This window comes from Streptosporangium sp. NPDC002607, from assembly GCF_053592655.1.
Window position 1 is genome coordinate 214,011 of record NZ_JBSFWD010000007.1, and the last position, 16,283, is coordinate 230,293.

Annotated in this window: 13 protein-coding genes; 5 read left to right on the plus strand and 8 right to left on the minus strand. The window is 71.6% G+C overall.

The window, feature by feature from the left end; translation table 11 throughout:
* Window positions 1–25: 25 nt before the first annotated feature.
* Window positions 26–844, minus strand: coding sequence for a hypothetical protein (locus tag ACWD3H_RS11060; protein WP_451954817.1), 819 nt, complete (start codon window positions 842–844; stop codon window positions 26–28).
* Between the two features lie 457 nt (window positions 845–1,301).
* Here ACWD3H_RS11060 and ACWD3H_RS11065 point away from each other — a divergent pair, with 457 nt between their 5' ends.
* The gene (locus ACWD3H_RS11065; RefSeq protein ID WP_355549719.1) at window positions 1,302–1,931 is read left to right on the plus strand and encodes a hypothetical protein; all 630 of its coding nucleotides are present in this window, start codon (window positions 1,302–1,304) and stop codon (window positions 1,929–1,931) included.
* A gap of 5 nt (window positions 1,932–1,936) precedes the next feature.
* Here ACWD3H_RS11065 and ACWD3H_RS11070 read toward each other — a convergent pair whose 3' ends face one another.
* Window positions 1,937–5,302, minus strand: a complete 3,366-nt coding sequence (locus ACWD3H_RS11070) for a P-loop NTPase fold protein (protein WP_451954818.1) — start codon at window positions 5,300–5,302, stop codon at window positions 1,937–1,939.
* A 199-nt stretch (window positions 5,303–5,501) separates the two neighbouring features.
* Here ACWD3H_RS11070 and ACWD3H_RS11075 point away from each other — a divergent pair, with 199 nt between their 5' ends.
* Window positions 5,502–6,632 (plus strand): alkaline phosphatase PhoX, encoded by a 1,131-nt coding sequence (locus ACWD3H_RS11075; protein WP_451954819.1) that lies wholly within the window; start codon window positions 5,502–5,504, stop codon window positions 6,630–6,632.
* Here ACWD3H_RS11075 and ACWD3H_RS11080 read toward each other — a convergent pair.
* From ACWD3H_RS11080 to ACWD3H_RS11100, 5 genes are all read right to left on the minus strand, one after another.
* Window positions 6,610–7,515 (minus strand): ABC transporter ATP-binding protein, encoded by a 906-nt coding sequence (locus ACWD3H_RS11080; RefSeq protein ID WP_451954820.1) that lies wholly within the window; start codon window positions 7,513–7,515, stop codon window positions 6,610–6,612. The genes ACWD3H_RS11075 and ACWD3H_RS11080 overlap by 23 nt on opposite strands.
* Window positions 7,496–8,530, minus strand: a complete 1,035-nt coding sequence (locus ACWD3H_RS11085) for a taurine ABC transporter substrate-binding protein (protein ID WP_451954821.1) — start codon at window positions 8,528–8,530, stop codon at window positions 7,496–7,498. The genes ACWD3H_RS11080 and ACWD3H_RS11085 overlap by 20 nt, the downstream gene beginning before the upstream one ends.
* Before the next feature lie 11 nt (window positions 8,531–8,541).
* Window positions 8,542–9,345 (minus strand): ABC transporter permease, encoded by an 804-nt coding sequence (locus ACWD3H_RS11090; RefSeq protein ID WP_350924357.1) that lies wholly within the window; start codon window positions 9,343–9,345, stop codon window positions 8,542–8,544.
* The gene (locus tag ACWD3H_RS11095) at window positions 9,342–10,424 is read right to left on the minus strand and encodes an LLM class flavin-dependent oxidoreductase (RefSeq protein ID WP_355633223.1); all 1,083 of its coding nucleotides are present in this window, start codon (window positions 10,422–10,424) and stop codon (window positions 9,342–9,344) included. Before ACWD3H_RS11095 ends, ACWD3H_RS11090 begins: the two co-directional genes overlap by 4 nt.
* 300 nt (window positions 10,425–10,724) lie before the next feature.
* On the minus strand, window positions 10,725–11,627 hold the full coding sequence (locus ACWD3H_RS11100) for a bifunctional helix-turn-helix transcriptional regulator/GNAT family N-acetyltransferase (protein ID WP_355549734.1): 903 nt from the start codon (window positions 11,625–11,627) through the stop codon (window positions 10,725–10,727).
* A 161-nt stretch (window positions 11,628–11,788) separates the two neighbouring features.
* Here ACWD3H_RS11100 and ACWD3H_RS11105 point away from each other — a divergent pair, with 161 nt between their 5' ends.
* Both ACWD3H_RS11105 and ACWD3H_RS11110 read left to right on the plus strand, forming a co-directional pair.
* Window positions 11,789–12,736: a lactonase family protein gene (locus ACWD3H_RS11105; protein WP_451954822.1), complete on the plus strand. Its 948-nt coding sequence runs from the start codon at window positions 11,789–11,791 to the stop codon at window positions 12,734–12,736.
* Window positions 12,737–13,024: 288 nt separating this feature from the next.
* The gene (locus tag ACWD3H_RS11110; RefSeq protein WP_350924365.1) at window positions 13,025–14,050 is read left to right on the plus strand and encodes a 6-phosphofructokinase; all 1,026 of its coding nucleotides are present in this window, start codon (window positions 13,025–13,027) and stop codon (window positions 14,048–14,050) included.
* Window positions 14,051–14,204: 154 nt separating this feature from the next.
* Here the strand turns inward: ACWD3H_RS11110 and ACWD3H_RS11115 are convergent, their stop codons facing one another.
* On the minus strand, window positions 14,205–15,062 hold the full coding sequence (locus tag ACWD3H_RS11115) for an MHYT domain-containing protein (protein ID WP_451954823.1): 858 nt from the start codon (window positions 15,060–15,062) through the stop codon (window positions 14,205–14,207).
* A 77-nt stretch (window positions 15,063–15,139) separates the two neighbouring features.
* On the opposite strand from ACWD3H_RS11115, the gene macS reads away from it, so the two are divergent.
* Window positions 15,140–16,249 (plus strand): MacS family sensor histidine kinase, encoded by a 1,110-nt coding sequence (gene macS / locus ACWD3H_RS11120; RefSeq protein WP_355617471.1) that lies wholly within the window; start codon window positions 15,140–15,142, stop codon window positions 16,247–16,249.
* The last annotated feature ends 34 nt before the right edge of the window (window positions 16,250–16,283 follow it).

The window sequence follows — 16,283 nt, forward strand, 5'->3', positions numbered from 1 at the left end:
CGGGTCTCGCGGCATCAGGGGGCGATCAGGAGCAGTCGCTGTCCTGCAGCCGCTCCGGATGGGGGTCGGGCCGAAGCTTGTATCCATTGACCAGGACGAAGGCGCGCTGGTACGAGACCACGCCGGGTTTCGCGCCGCAGTGCAGCCCGGTGAGCTGGAACGGCCTTCCCCGGTCCTTGATCAGGATGCGTTTCTTCTCGTTGGCGATGAGGTAGTCCACCTGAAGGTAAAAGGTGGAGTGGTGACGTTTCTCGTTCAGCCGGACGATCAGCGTTTTCTGTTTGCCGTCGGGGAGCGAGATCACCTCCTTCTCGAAGTACGGCTCGCCCTCGGTTCCGTCACCGAACGGATTCCCGGCCACCACCTCCCGGGCCACCGGGACGGGTTCGTGGAGGTTGATCACCATGCGGGCTATCGGCGTGCCCCCTTGCGACGGCACGCTGAACAAGGTGCCACCCAGCCCGGCCGATCTTTTGAGGATCACCGGCCGGATGTCGACGATCCGGATCTCTCTTTTCCGCCGCCCCTCGAAATTGATCCGCAGGGTGAGCTTGCCGAGATTGACGCCCCCCATCGCCCGCAGTCGATCGTTCAGTTCGGAGGACACCGCACCGTTCTGCCGATTCATGATTTTCAGCAGCGAGGCGTCCGGTAGCACGACGTCGGCGAAGGCCATGGATCTGCCCTCGTCCTCTCCGTAGATCGTCTCCACGTGATAGTCGAGGTCGTCGTCCCCTCTGATCTCCGTACGGACCCCGTCCTTCAGGGCGGCGTCATCGACCAGTTCGGGCCACAACCACCCCAGGCCGGCCAGGGCCACACCGCCGACGACCGTGGCGACCACGCCGCCGATCCAGACCGCAGGCCTGGCATACCACTTCTCCTTGTTCTCCCCGGGCTCTTCCGCTGGCGGAGCCGCTGTAGCGGCTGGATCCCCCGCCTGCCTCTGGGCCGGTCGCCTCCGGGCCACCCGCTTCTTTCTCGCCAATTGCTCACCGTCCCTTGCCGGGCGCGACAAAGCGGCCAGGATCGGCTACGCGTGTGACGCTGCGGCGGTCATCCACATCACGATCGGACCGTTATGCATTCTGGCAAACGAGGTGAATTCCAGCTGGGAATTCTTGTGTGTGTATCCGCCGCCGTGTGCCCACTCGCCGGTCGTGCCGGCTCACCAGGAGGCGCCCTCGCGTGGCGTGCGGGCGCGTGAGGATCTTGCAGTGAGATGCAAGTGGATCACCAGCCCCGCCCGTCATCTTTTTCGCGAAGGACAGTGTTCAGGCGTCGCGAGGGAAGAGGCACACATGGGCAGGAACAAACGGACACTGGCGATCGGCGCCCTGGTGGGCTTCCTGGCTGGAGGATCGGGTGTGGCGGTCGCCGCCGCGGTCGCCGACGAGGTGATCACCGCCTGTGTGGCCCCGAACGGAAGCCTGCGGGTTCCCGATTCCACCGGCCAGTGCCCGGTGGGCCAGGAGACGGTCTCGTGGAACCAGACGGGGCCGGCCGGACCGCAGGGAGCGCCCGGCAAGTCCAGTGAGGCGTGGTCGGACCACTACAACGGCGCGATATCGGTCCCGGAGACGATGAAGGATGTCGCCACGGTGCCGGGGCTGCCCCAGGGCACGTACATCATGCTGGCCGATCTGGGGTACAGCGACGCCAGGGGAGGAGTGGACGCGTACGGCATCCAGTGTGAACTCCAGGTGTCCAGTGGCTCTATCTACGGCCAGGTGGCGAGCCGCATCGACAGGAAGGCCGTCGGGGAGTACAGCGGCTCCATGGCGTTCAACATTCCTGTCACGATCACCGATTCCACGGGTGCCGTCCGGCTGAGGTGCAAGACGTACGGTATGGCAGCCGGGAGGGAAGTACACGTCTCGTCCCCCACCCTGACGGCGATCTCCACGCCGAAGCTGACGACGAACCGCTAGCCGGCTCACAGGAGATACCGGGCTAGGTCGGCGATGGGGTGGGGGCGGGTGAGCAGGTCGCGCAGGGAGTCCAGGTGGGCGCCGGGGGCGCCGGGGTCGGTCAGGCCGGTCTCGCGGACGGCGCGCTCCCAGCTCGGGTCGTCGCTCGCGGCCTGCTCCAGGCGCCGTAGCGCGCTCACCCCGTCGATCTCCCTGACCAGCAGGGTCAGCAGGTGCGGCCACTGGACGGCCAGCGCGGCGAGCTTGGCGACCTCGCCGTCCGAGGCGGGGTCCGCCCCGGCGAGGGCGCGGCGGTAGGTCAGGAACGAGTAGAAGCGGAAGACGTTCACGTACCGCTTGATCTCGCGCGGGTTGAAGAAGGTCAGCGCGGGGAGCACGAACTCGATCGCCAGATAGGCGTTCTCGTCGCTGTAGAGGTCGTCGAAGACCCGGTCGGCGGCCTCGCGGGTCGCCGCGCACAGGCCGCCGACGGCGTCCGAGCACTCGATGCCCAGGGCGTCCTGGGCCAGCCGCGCCGCCTCGTCGAGCGTCGTCGTGGTCGGGCGCAGTGCCCAGATGGCGTCCTGCAACCGGCTCACCTGGACCGGGTCCGGCGGCTCGGCCGCCCACGAGCCCGATGCGAGCGAGCCGTCCGTCAGCGGGGGCGGTCCCAGCGCCTCCACCGGCGCCCACAGTTCCAGTCTCCGCGCGCCCGCCGGTGGTACGGACGTACGCCGCCCCTGCACGGCCGCTCCCGACCGCGTGGCGGTGCCGGACGAGCCCGGCGTGGCCGCGTCGTGCGGGAAGGGCCGTGCGGGAGGCAGGGGACCGCGCGAACGCGGTCCGGCCGGATCCGGGGGCGGGTCGAGCCGTTCCAGGGCGGCTGGGGGACCCGCCGGACGCGGTCCGGCCGGATTCGGTGTTCCTATGGCGCCCGGGTCACCCGGTTGTACGGTCTCCAGGCCGGGGAGAACGTCCGCGGGCCGGACGGTGTCGGCGACGCCGAGCAGTGCCCGTACGAAGGCGGGCAGCCGGTCAGCGTCGTCCAGCAGCGGCACGCTCAGCGGTAGCTGCACGATCTTCTCCAGGAACCGCCAGCCCAGGCCGGACCGCCCGCCGGTGGGCAGCGTCCCGGCCAGTTCCGGGTAGGCGGCCTCGACGTGCGCGACGACCACCTCCGGCTCCATGGCCAGCACGAACACGCAGTTGGGGAACTCGCCGGCGAGGAACAGGTTGATCGCCTCGATGACCTGCGCCACCGTTCCGGACGAGCAGCGGTCCAGGTCGTCCACGAACACCACCAGCGGGCGCTCCTCGGTGGCGACCAGGTCGAGGACCTGCCGCATGTCGGTCTGCACCAGGTGCAGGAAGCCGGTCTTGGACCGGTATCCGGGGGTGGTCGCGCCCTCGCCGCCCGCCCCGTCGGCCGCACCCGGGCCGAGCAGGTCGGGCTGCGTGACCAGGCCGCGGAACGCGTTGTCCGCCGACTCCCCGAAGAACCGGGCCAGCCGCAGCGCGCCCGCCCCCACCACGGCCGCCGCGCCCGCCGAGCCGACGGCCGCCGCGGCGTTCCCCAGCAGGGAGCCGAAGGCGGGCAGCAGCGCGGCGGCGGCCAGCAGCGCCCCGGTGAGGACGAGGGTGGCGACCAGGCCGAGGGCCACCGGCGCCAGGCGGGTCAGCGCCAGGTGGTAGGCGCGGCTGCGGACCGCCTCCCGGTCGATCCTGGACAGATTCAGCTCCAGCCAGAACCGCTCCCGCTCGGCGCGGGGCAGCCGCCGGGTGACCTGACTGATGATCTCGTGTGCCAGTCCGGCCCAGACCTGCTCACCGTTCTGGTACATCCACGGGTTGAACCAGACCGTGGGCCGCCAGTCCGCCCGCCGCAGCGGGAGCGGGTCCGGCTCCGCCCGCCCGGCGCTCCCCCGGGGGCGCCGGCCGGTCCTGGCCAGCACCTCGGCGTTGGTCAGCGTCCGGTCCGCGCGGGAGCCGGGCAGGTGGATCGGGGCGGGATCGTCCCCGGCGGCCCCGGGGTCCAGCAGGTCCTGGATCATCCGCATCAGGGAGGTCTTGCCGGTGCCCCACGGCCCCTTGACGCCGATCGTCAGCGGGGGCCGGGTCTCGGGGTGGCGGACGAACGCGGCGATGGCCTCGGCGTAGACCCGGTGCCCGAGCTGGTCCTCGGTGGTCCACCGGTCGGCGGTGAGCCTGGCCCGGGGCCGTACCGTACGGAGCCCGGCCCGGTGGCGGCGGAGCAGCGCCGAGGTCTGCGCCCGCTCGGCCGCCGAGAGCCGCGAGTGGCCGAATCTCCGCACGTCCGGATGGACGAACGTGGTCGTCTCGCCCAGCAGGCCCCACTGCCTGAGCTCGGCGGCGTCGCCGAGGATCTCGTCGATCGGCTCGCCCTCGTCGAGCAGGGCGGCCCTGCGCAGCAGCTCCCTGGCCGGCTCGCTCAGGTGGAGTTCGTAGACCCGCCGGACGATCTCGATCCCGCAGCCGGGCGGGGCGTGATCGCCGAGCCGCGCCAGGGCGCGGGTGAAGGCGGCGTGCGGGGCGGCGGTGTCCCTCGCCGGGGTCAGGGCGACACCGGCGACGGCTCCGTAGGCGATCAGGATGGGGGTGCGGGCGGCCGAGACCGCCGTGTAGCGGGCGAGCGCGTAGGCGTGCAGGTCCCCGACGCTGATCGTCCCGTCCCCGTCGAGGTCGGCGGCCCGCGTCATCAGGCCCTCCGCGATGACGTCGGTCAGCGTGCGCACCGGGCCGGGCACCGTCTCGTCGAGCCTCAGCGTGAGGGTCAGCGCCGCCGCCGCCACCCTCGGCTCCCCGGCCACGGCGAGTTGCCTGACCGGTTCGGCGGAGCCGTCAAGGGCGCTCCAGCCGAAGTCCACGATCAGCAGCACGGCGGCCGCCAGCGACTCGCCGACCTGCCGCCCGAACGTGCCGATCATCGATCCCAGCTGTCCCGAGGTCCAGCCGCCGTCGGCGGGCAGCCGGATCAGCAGCAGGTCCCCCTCCCGCGCCGAGCGCAGCAGGTTCCACACCCGCTCGCCGTCCGCGTTCGCCCCGCCGCTGGTCTCGGCGTCGACGGTGAACCCCTCGGCGCGCAGCGCGCTCGCCAGCCGCGCGTCCGGCCGCCCGGTACCCGGCCCCGCGGCGTGCGGCCCGGTGGTGTGCGGCCCGGTGGTGGAGGTGCCAGGGGGCGGCGTCGTGGCCCGGTCGTGTGGCCGGGCCGGGTGCGGGACAGGGGCCTGGAGCGGATCGGGGGCCGAGGGCGGAGCGGGAGCCCGGGGCGGGAGCGTGTCCGGCGGGGAGTCGAGGAAGACGAGAGCTCGGCGGGTGCCCACCCGGGGCGCGGTCTCGAAGACTGGATTCGCGAACGCGAGTCCCTCGCTCAACGGTCCTCCCGATCCGACAACGGTGAAGATTCCACTGTGGACGCGTCCGGCGGGACAGATGGCGATCTTGGTGATAGACCGACCTGGTTTGGCGGATGTTTGTCCTTCGGTTCGCGCAAAGTTTGCGCTCAAGGAGTCTCGGCGTTCATGTGAGTTCGATCGGCTTGCGACGTACCGTGAGGGACGACGAGGAGGGGCCATGCTTCGCCGATCGTTTGTGCGCACCGGAGGTCTGACCGCCGGTGCGGTTCTCGCGGGCTCGCTCTGGCAGGGGGTCGCGGGTGCCGTCGCCCCGAGCTTCGAGAGCCCCTACGGTCCGCTTGGCGAGCCCGACGCCAACGGGGTCGCGCTGCCCGAGGGGTTCACCAGCCGGATCGTCGCCCGTACCGGCCGCCGGGTCGGCGGGCTGCTCTGGCACCCGGCACCGGACGGCGGCGCGTGCTTCCCCGACGGCGACGGCTGGATCTACGTGTCCAACTCGGAGATCCCGCTGCTCGGCGGGGCGTCGGCCATCAGGTTCGGGCCGGCCGGAGCCGTCGTCGGCGCCTACCGCATCCTGTCGGGCACCAACCTCAACTGCGCGGGTGGCCGCACCCCGTGGAACTCCTGGCTGTCGTGCGAGGAGATCTTCCGCGGCCGGGTCTTCGAGTGCGACCCCTACGGCTCGCGGGCCGCGATGCCGCGCCTCGCCATGGGCCGGTTCAAGCACGAGGCCGCGGCCTGCGACCCGGAGCGGCGGGTGGTCTACCTGACCGAGGACGAGCCCGACGGCTGCTTCTACCGGTTCCGGCCGGTCTACTGGGGTGACCTGACCTCGGGCACCCTGGAGGTGCTCTGCGCCTCCGGCTCGGGCGCGGTGACCTGGCGGCGCGTGCCCGACCCCGGCGCGCTGCTGAAGGCCACCCGCGACCAGGTCGCCGGTGCCACCCGCTTCTCGGGCGGGGAGGGCTGCCACTACGCGGACGGCGTGTGCTTCTTCACCACCAAGGGCGACAACCGGGTGTGGGCCTACGACACGGAGAACGAGCACCTGGGTGTCGTCTACGACGCCGACGCCCCGCTGAACGGCGTCGACAACATCACCGGCACCCCGTCCGGGGACCTCTACGTCGCCGAGGACGGCGGTGACATGGAGATCAACCTGATCACTCCCGAGCGGGTCGTCACCCCCGTCCTGCGGATCGCGGGCCACTCCAAGTCGGAGATCACCGGACCCGCCTTCTCACCGGGCGGCGACCGCCTCTACTTCTCCTCACAGCGCGGCGCCCGCGGTGACGCCGCCGGCACCGACGGCGTCACCTACGAGGTCACCGGACCCTTCCGCCGCTGACCGACGCGGCCTGTCTGACCACCTCGGTCAGCTCCTCGCGCAACTCGGCGAAGAGCGGGTCGGTGCGAGGGTGCTCCCCGTACGGCACGGCCGAGGCACGGTCGGAGACCACCCGGCCGGGCCTGCCGCTCAGCGCGAGCACCCGGGTGCCGAGGTAGACGGCCTCGTCCACGCTGTGGGTGATGAAGACCACGGTCGTGCCGGCCCGCCGCCACAGCTCGCGGACCTCCTCCTGCATGCGCTCCCTGGTGAAGGCGTCCAGGGCGGCGAACGGCTCGTCCATCAGCAGCAGCGCGGGGTCCGGGGCGAGCGCGCGGGCGATCGCCGCGCGCTGCTGCATGCCTCCCGACAGCTCATACGGCCCGGCCCTGGCGACGTCGGCCAGGCCGGTCAGCTCCAGCAGTTCGGCCACCCGCTCGCGCCGCGCCGCCCTGGGCAGGCCGCGCAGCCCGAAGCCGACGTTTCCGGCGACTGAGAGCCAGGGGAAGAGCCGGTGCTGCTGGAACACGAAGCCCCTGGTGGGGGCGGGCCCCGACACCGCCGCGCCGGAGGCGGTGATGGTTCCCGCCGACGGCGCGGTGAAGCCCGCCACCAGCCGGAGCAGCGTGCTCTTGCCGCACCCCGACGGGCCCACGATCGTCACGAACTCCCCGGCGGTGATCTCCAGTTCGATCGGCCCCAGCGCGTCGACGATCCCGGCGCGTCCCCGGTAGGAGTGCGACACCCCGGTGAGGGCGAGCGCGGTGTCCCGCGCCGCCCCTGGATCGGCCGCCGGGGCGGTCTTTCCGTCGTTGGCGGGAGCACTCTCGTGCGCGGCGCCGTTCGAGGTGGCCGGGTCCGCTCCGGGGGCGGTGGTGCCGGCGTCAGCTTCCGGCGAAGGCATCCGCGAGCTCCTGCGTGGCCAGGCCCTTCTGGAAGACCGCCGGATCGGGGACGGCGTCGATCTTCTGCTGGCCCTTGAGGAACTCGGCCGCGCTGTGCAGGTTCTCGGCGAGCTTGCCGGGAGCGTCCGGGGTGCCGAGATAGTCGGCGGAGCGCTGCTCGCTCGCGTCGAGGAGCACGAGCTGGCCGAGCTGGCGCGCGGCCTCGGCCGGGTCGAGGTTGAGCTGGCGGCCGATGGCCGCGGCGGCGGCGCCGGTGTCGCTCCTGGCCAGCTTGACCGCGCGGTCCTGCTGCTGGAGCCAGACGCTCAGCGCCTGCGGGTACTTCTTCGCGAAGTCGTCGCTCACCACCGCGAGGTCGGCGGTGAGTCTGCCCCGCTGGGCCAGCTCCCGGCTGGTGACCAGCGTCGTGCCGCCGTTCTTCTGCAGCTCGGCCAGGGTGGGCGTCCAGACGTAGGCGGCGTCGATGTCGCCGCGCTGCCAGGCGGCCTGGATGTCCGGCGGCTCCATGTCGAGGATCTTCACGTCGGACTCGGAGAGGCCAGCCTCGGTGAGCGCGGCGAGCAGGCTGTAGTGGGTGGTCGAGGCGAAGGGGGCGGCGACCCGCTTGCCCGCGAGGCCCTTGACGTCGGTCACCCCGCCCCGGGCGACGAGCGCCTCGTTGTCCCCGATCACGTCGAAGATCCACGGCACCCGGTACGGGATGTTGAGCGGCGCGGACAGGCCGCGGGTGACCGGGCTGCTGCCCGCCAGCCCGATGTCGAGCGAGCCGGCGATCATGGCGGTGTTCACGTCGCCGCCCGAGTCGAATTTGCTCCAGGTGATCTTGGTGTTCGGCAGCGCCTTCTCCAGCCACTGCTGGTCCTTGACGATCAGGTCGCCGTTGGGAATGAGCTGGTAGCCGATGCGCAGGGTCGCGGGGGAGCCGTCGGCGGCGGGCTTGGCCTCCTCCGTGCCGGACCCGCAGGCGGCCAGGGCGAGGGCGGCGGCTGTCAGGGCGAGAGCTATGCGTTTCATGGGGGTCTTTCCTAGGTACGGCCGCGCCAGGGAACCAGGCGACGGTCCAGCGTTTGCAGGAGGAAGTCGATGAGCAGACCTGACAGGCCGATGACGATGATGCCGAGCACGACCACGTCCGTCTGGTTGTAGCGCTGGGCGTCACGGACCATGCCGCCGATGCCGGGCACCCCGTTCACGGTCTCGGCGGCGACCACCGTGGTGTAGGCGACGCCCACGGCCACCCGCACCCCCGTGATGATCTCGGGCAGCGCGCTCGGCAGCACCACGCGGAGCGGCAGCTCGTGCCGGCGGGCGCCGAGCGAGCGGGCCGCGTTCAGATAGTCCTCGTGCACCCCGCGTACCGCGTCGGCGGTGGCCACTGCGACCGGCGGGAGCGCGGCCAGCAGCAGGAGCCAGATCTTGGGCTCCTCGTCGATGCCGAACCAGATCACCAGCAGGCTGAGGTAGGCCAGCGGCGGCAGGGTGCGGACGAACGTGACCAGGGGGCCGAGCAGCGCGCGCAGCGTGGGGACCATGCCGATCAGCAGCCCCAGCACGATGCCGCCGCTCACCCCGTACAGGCAGCCGAGTCCGATCCGGCGCAGGCTGGTGAGCAGGTGTTCCTGCAGGGTGTGGCCGCTCACGCCGTCGGCGGTGGTGCGCAGGAACTGGTCCCAGACCGCGACCGGCTCCGGCACGAAGACCGGTGGCCAGATCTCGGCCATGGCCACGGCCTGCCAGATCGCGACCAGCGCGACGATCGCTCCGGCCCGCAGCGCCAGGGCTCGCCAGAGGGTACGGCCGGCGCCCGGCTCGGTTCCAAGGACGCTCACGCGACGAGCGCGGGGGCCGCCAGCCGGGGAAGGACGAAGTCGCCCACCCGCCAGGCCTCCTCCAGGTGCGGCCAGCCGGACAGCACGAACTCCGACAGGCCCAGCCCGGCGTATTCGCGGAGGCGTTCGGCCACCTCCGCGTAGCTGCCGACCAGCGCGGTACCGGCGCCCTCGCGGACCAGGCCGACCCCGGCCCAGAGGTTGGGGGAGATCTCCAGGGATTCGGCGGAGCCGCCGTGCAGGTCGGCCATCCGGCGCTGTCCCACCGAGTCCATCCGGGCGAATCGCGCCTGGGCGGCGGCGATCCTGCCGGGGTCCATGCCCGAAAGCAGCCGCCTGGCGTATGCCCAGGCCTCGTCGGCGGTGTCGCGGGCGATGACGTGGAGCCGGATGCCGTACCGGAGCTCGCGACCCGCCTCGGCGGCGAGCTTCCGCATCCGGGCGACCCGCTCGGCGATCATCGCCGGGGGCTCGCCCCACATCAGGTAGACGTCCGCCCCGGTGGCGGCCACCCGCTCGGCGACGGGGGAGGCTCCGCCGAAGTAGATGTCGGGGGTGTCGAGCAGCGGCGTGGCCAGTCCGCCGCCCGACACCCGGTAGTGGGTGCCCCGGTGGTCGAACGGCTCGCCGGTCCAGGTGCGCCTGAGCACCTCGATGAACTCGCCGGTCCGTTCGTAGCGGGCGTCGTGGTCGAGGAAGTCGCCGTAGGCGCGCTGCTCCTGCGGGTCACCGCCGGTGACCACGTTGAGCAGCAGCCGCCCTCCGCTGATCTGCTGGAAGGTCTGCGCCTGCTGGGCGAGGAGCGTCGGCAGGGTGAAGCCGGGCCGGAAGGCCACCAGCAGCCTGAGCCGCTCGGTCCGCGCCGCGACCGCGCTGCACGCCACCAGCGGGTCGGGGCAGCCCGCTCCGACCGGGGTCAGCGCCGCCTCGAAACCCGCGGACTCCGCGGCCCGGGCCACCTGGGACAGGTAGTCGAGCGTCGCGGGCCGGTCCGCGGCGGCACCCGCCGCGACGGTGGTCGTGGCGGGCCTGACGTGGTGGCCGTCGCCGGTGGTCGGCAGGAACCAGTGCAAGCGCATCTTCGCCTCATACAGAGCTCATCCGGAACGGGCTGGTGCCCCCGATATTAATCACATAATACCTATCTAGAAAGAGGGAATTTAGGCGGTGCCCCCTCCGGGGCACGGCGACCGGAAGCCGGGGCGGGCGCTCACCGCCCGGCTGGCCGGTTTCGAGGGTGTGGCCGAAGCGGTGTCCTGCCGACGGCCCTCCCGCCCGACGGGAAGGCCGGTCGCCGGGACCCGCGGGGGACACCGTCGCCCGCCGCCGAGCCAGGTCCACGGCACCGGCCCCGCCGCGAGGAAGACGAGGAAGAAGGGTCAGAGGTCGCGGACCCAGATCTCGTCGACGATGTCGCCGTGCTGCTCCTTCTCGACGAGCTCGAAGCCCGCCGCCCGGTAGATGCGCCTGGCGCCCAGCAGCACGTCCCTGGTCCACAGCCTCATCCGCCGGTAGCCCGCGGCCCTGGCGAAACGCACACACTCCGCCACGAGCAGGCTGCCGATGCCCATGCCCCGCACGGACGGCTCGACCAGCAGCAACCGCAACTGGGCCGTCTCGTCGTCCTTGCGCACGCAGAAGACGCAGCCGGCCCGCTCGCCGTCCACCTCGGCGATCCAGCCCGCCTCGCGCGCCGGGTCGTGGTGGTCCACGTAGTCGGCCGCGACCCTGGCCACCAGCGCCTCGAAGTCCATGCCCCAGCCCTGCTCGGAGCTGTAGAGCGTGCCGTGCCGGTGGATCACCCAGCCGAGGTCGCCAGGACGCAGCGGGCGCAGGACGTAAGGAGAGCCCGTCCTCGGCTCCGCGCCGAGGATCTCCTCGATGGCCGCCATGCTCGCGACCAGCCGCCCGCGGTCCTCGTCGGTCACCCCGGCCAGCAGTTCGCGCACCTCTTCGGCCGCGCGCCCGTCGAAGAGCGCGAACCTGGTCCGGCCCTCGTCGGTCAGCTCGACCACCTGCCGCCGCGCGTCGGTGGCGGACCGCTCCCGGACGACCAGTCCGTCGCCCTCGAACCCGGCGAGCATCCGGCTGAGGTATCCGGCGTCGAGCCCGAGCAGCCGCCGCAGGTCGCCGGTCTCCATGCGGTCCGCCCGGTCCAGCTCGAACAGCACCCTCATCTCGGTGAGCGAGTAGGGAGTGTCCAGGATGCCCTGGTGGAGCACGCCGATGAGCCGGGTGTAGAAGCGGTTGAAGGCCCGGACCTCCGCCACGTGTCTCTCCATGGTTGACAGCATCAACGAATTCATTGACCAGGTCAACGAAATGGTGAGAGATCTTTGCGGGTGGGTAACTGTGAGATCACCGGCTAACTGCGCTAACTTCGCATTTTGCCTTGGAGTGGACGATGAGCTGGGGCGGCGCGTGCCGTGCCCGTGGCGGGAGCATGATGGCTGAGGTCGCGTACATCGGTGGGTACACCCCGGACACCGAAGGATCCGGGCCGGGGATCACCCTGGTGGAGCTGGGAAGCCTCGCCCGGCTCGGTGAGACGCCCGCCTCCGGGCCGTCGTTCCTCGCCGTTCACCCCGTCCTCCCGGTCCTGTACGCGGTGGGGGAGGGCGAGCGCGGCACGGTCGGCGTCTTCGCCCGCGCCGGCGACGGCACGCTGAGCCCGCTCGCGCAGCGGCCCAGCGAGGGGTCGGCCCCCTGCCACCTGGCGGTGGACCCCACCGGCACGCGCCTGGCGGTGGCCAACTACGGCGACGGCACCCTCAGCGTGCACGGCATCGACGGATCCGGCCTGCTGACCGACACGTGGATCTTCCCCTACCGCGAGGGTGCCCACGCCCACCAGGCGGTCTTCGGCCCCGACGACGTGCTGTACGTGAGCGACCTGGGGGCCGACGAGATCCGTCGCTACCTGGTCGGCGACGAGGTGGTCCCGCACCCGGAAGGACCGGTCAGGCTCGCCCCCGGCATGGGCCCCCGGCACATGGCCATGGCGGGCGGCCACTGGTACGTGGTGGGAGAGCTGGACGGCACCGTGCGCGCCTACGACGCCGAATGGCGCGAGATCCACGTCGCCCCGGCCAGCGGGAGCGGAGAGCGGAACCAGCCCTCACACCTGGAGGTCCGCGGCAGGCTCGTCTACGTCGCCAACCGGGGTCCCGACACGATCTCGGTCTTCGCCGGCCCCGAGTTGGAGCCGGTCGCGGAGGTCGCCTGCGGCGGCGCCTGGCCGAGGCACTTCGCCATCGCCGACGGCCGCATGTACGTGGCCAACCAGCATTCGGACACCGTCGCCGTGCTCCCGCTGAAGGACGGCGTCCCGCGGCCCGCGGGGGAGGTCTTCGCCGTCGGCACCCCGTCCTGTGTGCTGCCGCTGCCCTGAGCTGCCGGTGAGAAGGGGGTCGGTGGTTCCGGGTGGGTATGACCCATGAGGTGGCCGGGGATTCCCGCAGGTGACGTGCGCGACCTGTTTGGCACTCCGGTGGAGGCGCTCATGTGTCGCTTCTCCGTCGATCGTGGGAGGCGACATATGAGGACTAGTTCTATTTGGTCTAGACCACTGACGCATCTGACGGCAGAATGCGTTTCGTCGGTGGCGGAAATCCGTCGCCGATCGGCCCATGCCCTTTAGTCTGATCATCTTGGCTCGGACTCATAACCGGAGGATGTCATGCGTATCGGAGTGCTCACCGGGGGCGGCGACTGCCCCGGCCTGAACGCCGTTATCCGCGCTGTCGTGCGTAAGGGAGTGGGCGTCCACGGGCATGAGTTCGTCGGGTTCCGCGACGGCTGGCGGGGCCCCCTCGAGGGCGACACCATGCCGTTGGACATCGAGGCCGTACGCGGCATCCTGCCGCGCGGCGGGACGATCCTGGGCTCGTCGCGGACCAACCCGATCAAGATCGACGGCGGCGTTGAGAAGATCAAGGAGAACCTCGCGAAGGGCGGGGTCGACGCGCTGATCGCGATCGGCGGCGAGGACACCCTCGGTGTGGCCAAGCAGCTCTTCGACAAGGGGGTGAAGGTCGTCGGCGTGCCCAAGACGATCGACAACGACCTCAACGCCACCGACTACACCTTCGGCTTCGACACGGCGGTCAACATCGCCGTCGAGGCGATCGACCGCCTGCACACCACCGCCGAGTCCCACCACCGCGCGCTGATCTGCGAGGTCATGGGCCGCCACGCGGGCTGGATCGCCCTGCACGCCGGCATGGCGGGCGGTGCCAACGTCATCCTCATCCCGGAGAAGCCCTTCGACATCGACCGGGTCTGCGCCTACGTCGAGTCCCGCTTCAAGACGAAGTACGCGCCGATAATCGTGGTCGCGGAGGGCGCGCACCCGGTCGAGGGCCAGATGACGCTGCAGGCGGGCGAGCTCGACGCCTTCGGCCACGTGAGGCTCGGCGGCATCGGCGAGAATCTCGCCAGCGAGATCGAGAAGCGCACCGGCAAGGAGGCCCGTACCACGGTGCTCGGCCACATCCAGCGTGGCGGCACCCCCACGGCCTTCGACCGGGTGCTGGCCACCAGGTTCGGCCTGCAGGCCATCGACGCGGTGCAGGACGGCGACTTTGGCAAGATGGTCGCCCTCCAGGGCACCGAGATCGTGCGGGTGGGTCTCGACGAGGCCACCAAGGAGCTGAAGACCGTGCCGGCCAGCCGCTACGAGGAGGCCGAGGTCTTCTTCGGCTGAGACGTCATCGCGGCCCCTCGCGGAGAGTGGCCGTTTGCAAGCGTTCTGCAAGCGTCCGGTCCTAGCCTCCCGACTGGGCGGCCGGCCGCCTGCGATTCCCCTCCATGTACGGCTTGCGCCCTGACCAAGCGGCCCAGCGGGCGCAGGCCGTACATCATCGCTCTTGGGAGTCGAACAAAGACGGGCCCTTCGGCGCCTGAGCGGCGGGCGGGGTGACCGGCTCGTGCAGCCGGGCCTCGGCGCGGCGGTTCTCCAGCCTGGCCAGCAGGGTGGCGTCGTGGTCCAGCTCCGGCTGCGACGGCGACAGGATGACGGTGAGCAGCAGGCCGAGGGTCAGCAGGCCCAGCACGGTCAGCGTGGGCAGCATGAAGTCGATGCCCTTGGCCCCTCCGAGCGGCGCGGGTGAGAGCCGGGGGTGCACCTCGAGCGCGAACATGCCGGTGTAGTGCATGCCGCAGACCGCCAGGGCCATGATCATCGCGGCGCCGCCGGTGGCCGGCACGCCGCTGATCCGCAGGCTGAACCAGAGCGCCACGATGGACGCGGCGATCGCGATCGCGACCGAGACCCCGACCAGCACCGGATCGTAGGAGAGGTGGGCCGGCATTCTCATCGCGAACATGCCGATGTAGTGCATGCCCGCCACGCCGAGACCGGTGAGCACGCCGCCGGAGACCAGCGGCACGAACCGCTCGCCCTGGTAGGAGACCAGGAACAGGCCCGCGCCCACGACGACGACGGCCAGGGCCGCCGAGCCGATCGTCAGCGGCACGTCGTAGCGGATCTGGCCGCCGCCGACGGAGAAGCCCATCATGGCGACGAAGTGCATGACCCAGATACCGGTGCCGCCGATGGACAGTGCCCCGCCCGCCAGCCAGCGGACCCGTGCCGCCCCCGCCGCCTCGCGGGCTCTGGCGGTGAGCAGGAGGCCGAGCATGCATCCGACGCTCGACATGACATAGGCCAGCACGGGGGTGAGCAGGCCGTAAGAAAAGTGATCTACGTGGGACATGTTCCAGTTTTTCGTGAGAGAGAAATCGGTGGATTATTGCAGTACGCCGCTTTCTTGTTGAGAGGTAGGGCTGGCGTGTGACGGGAATCGAGGGGCCGTTCTGGCGGGCGGTCGCGGTGTTCCGCGTCGCATCCCTTGGGTACGCGGCGGTTCTGCTCATCCGTGCCGGAGGGTACGCCCACCCGGCGATCGGCTGGCTGGTGATCGGCGTCATGGCGCTGTGGACCGCGGGGACGATCTTCGCCTACTCCGTCGAGGAGCTCCGCGGCCGGCCGCTGCTCGCCGCCGACATGCTCGTGACCGTGGGCTGCCTGCTCGCCACCCCGGCGGTGCAGGGCGCCTACCAGGAGGGCAGCCTGCCGATCACCGGCACCTGGATGGGCGGCGCGGTGCTCGCCTGGGGCGTGTACGGCGGGCGGCGGCTGGGGGCCGTGGCCGCGTTGATCGTCTCGCTGGCCGACCTGTGGCTGCACGGTGTCCCCGGAGGGGGCTTCGAGATGCTGCCGATCAACGGCACCGTCCTGCTCTTCCTCGCCGGGACCGTCGTCGGGCACGTCGCCCGGCTGGCCAAGAAGGCCGAGGAGCGCATGGAGCAGGCGATCGAACTGGAGGTCGCGGGGCGGGAGCGGGAGCGGCTCGCCCGGGGAATCCACGACTCGGTGCTCCAGGTGCTCGCGCTGGTTCAGCGGCGCGGGCAGGAGATCGGCGGCGAGGCGGCCGAACTGGGCAGGCTCGCGGGCGAGCAGGAGGCCGCCCTGCGCGAGTTGGTCAGGCTCAGGCCAGAGGCGCCCGCCGCGGGCACCGCGGACCTGTGCGCCCTGTTGCACAGGTACGGCTCGGCCACGGTCACCGTCTCGGCCCCGGCGACCCCGTTGATCCTGCCCGCGGCCACCGCGGCGGAGATGGCCGCCGCGGTCGGGGCCGCCCTGGACAACGTCGCCCGCCACTGCGGGGCGCGGGCGCCCGCGTGGGTCTTCGCCGAGAGTGATGACGGGCTGGTCACCGTGACCGTCAGGGACGAGGGGCCGGGTATGGCACCCGGACGCCTGGAGGAGGCCGCCGCCGACGGGCGGCTCGGCGTCGCGCAGTCCATCCGGGGCCGTGTCGCGGACCTTGGCGGCACGGTCAGTGTGATCTCCGCTCCCGGCCGGGGCACCGAGATCGAGATGTCGGTGCCGACCGGCTAGACCGCCTCTCACGGCCGCCACGGGGGGCGGGTCG